Consider the following 4,000-nt stretch of genomic DNA (forward strand, 5'->3'; position numbering starts at 1 on the left):
GCTTGAATAGCTCATCGATTGTTGTTACTTTTGTTATAAAAGCGAATTGACTTCGCAAATATTGTTTGGGTTTGATACCAAGTATCAAACCGCCCTACACATATTTGGTTTGTCGAAACAATGTTCAGTTTTCAAAGGTCTACCAGCTGTTTACCGAAGTAATCAGCTTAATTATCATACCATTCTATCAGTATGCTGTCAACGAAATATTGATGTATCAATATTTCGTTTCAATTGACTGCCGCAAATGCAACAGCTCAACTAATATAACATTTTGTTGTCCGCTCTGTCAACAACTATTTTCAATATTTAAATTGGTCTAGTTGGTAAGTCGCTGTGACAACGTCTATAACTATACCAACCATAGACCCCCACCGTCAACTAAAAATTGAAAATAAATGCATCTTTTTTCAAAGGCAAATCTTATGACTGAAAGCTCGTGAATTGTTAACTGACGGCCGTGTGTTTCCTGCATTTTCCTTGGCAATCATTCGCTTTTATTTTAGAGCTAAAAAAGCCCAACTACCATCGCTGGCAATTGGGCTCACATAGTCAAGTCTTAATCGGCAATCCGAACTAAGAAGTAACGCTTCTTCCCACGACGAATAATCACAAACTTACCGTCAAAGGCACTCTTAGGGTCAACATCAGCAGCCACATCCGTGACCTTTTCACCGTTAACCCGAATAGCACCGTTCGTGACATCTTCACGGGCTTGACGCCGTGAGGATTCAATCTTCGTGTCATCAACTAGCCATTCGACGATGTTCTTCATTTCGGAGTTAACCGTAACGGAAGGCATCTTCTTGAAACCTTGTTCGATTTCACTAGCAGACAGGTCCGCTACATTACCAGAGAACAGGGCCTTGGTAATATGTTCGGCTTCAACCACGGCGTCATCCCCATGAACAAAGGCCGTCACTTCTTCAGCTAACCGCTTCTGGGCTTCACGTTTCTCGGGATGCGTCGCAACCGCCGTCTCTAATTTCTTGATTTGGTCTTCATCTAAGAAGGTGAAGTACTTCAAGAATTTGACAACATCGCGGTCATCCGTGTTAATCCAGAATTGGTAGAACTCGTAAGGCGAGGTCTTTTCAGGGTCCAACCAGATGTTGCCCCCTTCGGACTTCCCGAACTTAGTCCCGTCAGCCTTCAGCAATAATGGAATCGTTAACCCATAAGCCTTGGCTTCGCCACCCTGTTCCTTATGAATCAGGTCAATTCCAGCGGTAATGTTCCCCCATTGGTCGGCACCCCCGATTTGGAGTTGGACATCTTCTGCCGTGAACAAATGAAGGAAATCGATCGATTGCAAGATTTGGTAGGTAAACTCCGTGTAAGAAATCCCGACTTCTAGCCGTGAGGCCACCACTTCCTTATTTAGCATGTTGTTCACGTTAAACAACTTCCCGTAATCACGCAGGAAGTCCAGGAGGGAGAGCTTAGATAGCCAGTCGTAGTTATTCACGATCTTAAAGGTCCCGTCTTGACCGAAGAGATGTTCCATTTGTTTCGTCAGGCAATCTTGGTTATGACGAACTTGGTCCATCGTTTGGAGAACCCGTTCGGCCTTCTTACCAGAGGGGTCACCGATGGAACCCGTAGCCCCACCAATAACAATGTATGGCCGGTGGCCAGCTAATTGGAATCGTTTCAGAATCATGAAGGGAATCAGGTGTCCAATGTGCATGGAATCCCCAGTGGGGTCGATCCCAGCGTAGAGACCCACTGCCTTTTCGTTTACCAGTTCACCCAGCCCGGCTTCATCCGTTTGCTGGTTAATGGCACCACGCCATTTTAGTTCATCAATAATTGACATCTGCAAGTCCTCCTAAGGTTTATTTCCAATAAAAAAGTCCCCAATGACTAATAGTCATCAGGGACGAATTGAAATCCGCGTTACCACCCAAGTTGTTGTCACTTTGACAACCGCTCGTCATTGTTAACGGAATGACCCGCCGATCACTCGGCCGCTCCACAGGGTAATTCGTGATGATGGTCGTCCTAACTTCCAGCGCCGTTAGGTCTCTCAACCGGTGCCACCCTCACTACTGTACTGCTTCATTGCTTATGATGTGATCATACCGGCCCATCCCCGAAAAGTCAATACATGCCGGGGTTAAAATAACCCGCTGAGACTTCCCCAAACAATTTGCAAGTTCAGAATGGTCAACACGGCGGTACAGACCCAAGCCAAAATGGTAACCCACTTCTTATTAACGTACTCCTCACCCATAATCTTCTTAGAAGAGGTGAAGACCGTCAGTGGAATCATGGAAAATGGTAAGGCAATCGACAGGAAGACCTGCGAGTTTACTAATAAGTGATCCAGTGCGGCTTCATTACCGCCATAGATAATCGTGCAGACCACGACAGGAACCACGGAAACCAGTCGAGTCACCAATCGACGGACCCACAAGGGGACCTTCATATTGATGAAACCTTCCATAATAACTTGTCCGGTCAAAGTTCCAGTAATCGTCGAGTTCTGTCCGGAGGCTAATAAAGCCACCGCAAACAACGTCGACAAGAGTGGAGAGGCTACCGCTCCGGCCAGTCGATTGTCCTGCAAGGCCGCGTAGAGGTTCCCGAACGTGCCCAATTGGTCGGTCGCCTTGCCGAAGAACATCGCCGCCCCCAAAAGTAACAAGAGACAGTTGATGACAAATGCCCCGAATAATTGAATGTTAGAGTCCCAGGTGGTGAACTTCACTGCCCGTCGCATCTCGTCTGGGTCCGTGCGATCGAACTTCCGGCTTTGCGAAATGGAAGAGTGCAGGTAAAGGTTATGTGGCATCACAGTCGCCCCGACGATTCCCAAGGCCATCGTCAATTGCCCCGTATGCATGATTTCCGTCCGCGGAACCAAATTAGCCACCGCTTCTCCCATGTTAGGCTGTGCGATGATCACTTCATAGGCAAAAACCACTAGGATCACGGTAATCAAGCAAACCACAATGGCTTCGATCTTTCGGAAACCCAGCTTGGTCAATACTAATAGAAGTAATACGTCAAAGACCGTCAGGGAAACCCCTAGGATCAGCGGGACGCCAAAGAGTAATTGCAGGGCAATGGCGCCCCCGATCACCTCGGCAATATCTGTGGCCATAATGGCTAGCTCGGTCACCACCCATAGGATGGCCCCAATACGTTTTGTGGTATGGGCCCGCGTCGCCTGGGCCAAGTCCATTTGGGTCACAATTCCCAGTTTAGCCGCCATGTATTGCAGTAACATCGCGATTAAACTCGAAATCAAGATCACAGACATTAACAGGTACCCGTACTGCGCACCCCCACCGATTGATGTTACCCAGTTACCTGGGTCCATGTAACCCACGGCAACCAGTGCTCCCGGTCCAGAAAAGGCCATCAGATTCTTCCAAAATCCTTTACTCTTTGGAATGGCCACCGTGCCATTGATTTCTTGCAAGGACGGCCCGTTCGCGTAACCGGTCAAGCCGGTGTTTTCCGTTGAAACGTTGTCGCTCATGTTTTTTCACACTCTCTTTCTCTTTAGCTATCTCACCATTATACTGACACGACAAGGGTTGTAAAGATTTATTTTGAGTGACCAAACTTTTATTTTATATTACCCGATAAATAGCTAAACCTAAAAATACCCCCGAACCTTGCAATTCAACCAAGGCGCGCGGATAATAGGCGAAGTCGTATTTTTTCGGAAAGGTGCTGTTGACGCATGAATCACACGAGATTCTTTCTAGAAATGCTCGCCCCCATTTTCATTGCCGTTCTGGTTATCGCTGGTCTCAGTGCCTGGGTTGCTGGTCATGTGACCACAACGACAGTCGGACTCGCCATCTTAGGCGTGGCTGGGCTTGCCGTAACCGTGATAAGCGGCCTCATCGCCGACCTCTGGGCGCACTCCCGGACGGTCTCACATTCCTTGAATGATCAATCGAGTAGGAGGTAGCCGATTGTTTCGACTACCGACCTCTCACACCACCGTACGTACGGTTCCGTATACGGCGGTTCAGTAATT

At 47.7% G+C, this 4,000-nt stretch carries 3 protein-coding genes and 1 other annotated feature; of the genes, 1 reads left to right on the forward strand and 2 read right to left on the reverse strand.

Features of this window, described 5'->3' with window-relative positions; all coding sequences use genetic code 11:
• Positions 1-559: 559 nt before the first annotated feature.
• Together tyrS and OCU14_RS11135 are read right to left on the reverse strand one after the other, a co-directional pair.
• Positions 560-1,819: a tyrosine--tRNA ligase gene (gene tyrS, locus OCU14_RS11130; protein WP_261811077.1), complete on the reverse strand. Its 1,260-nt coding sequence runs from the start codon at positions 1,817-1,819 to the stop codon at positions 560-562.
• A gap of 56 nt (positions 1,820-1,875) precedes the next feature.
• Positions 1,876-2,074, reverse strand: a binding site (T-box leader).
• A gap of 45 nt (positions 2,075-2,119) precedes the next feature.
• Positions 2,120-3,490, reverse strand: a complete 1,371-nt coding sequence (locus tag OCU14_RS11135) for an Nramp family divalent metal transporter (RefSeq protein WP_261811078.1) — start codon at positions 3,488-3,490, stop codon at positions 2,120-2,122.
• Between the two features lie 207 nt (positions 3,491-3,697).
• Between OCU14_RS11135 and OCU14_RS11140 the strand changes: the two genes are divergently transcribed.
• Positions 3,698-3,931 (forward strand): hypothetical protein, encoded by a 234-nt coding sequence (locus OCU14_RS11140; RefSeq protein WP_261811079.1) that lies wholly within the window; start codon positions 3,698-3,700, stop codon positions 3,929-3,931.
• The last annotated feature ends 69 nt before the right edge of the window (positions 3,932-4,000 follow it).

Source organism: Levilactobacillus humaensis, assembly GCF_024345185.1.
Taxonomy (GTDB): Bacteria; Bacillota; Bacilli; order Lactobacillales; family Lactobacillaceae; genus Levilactobacillus; species Levilactobacillus humaensis.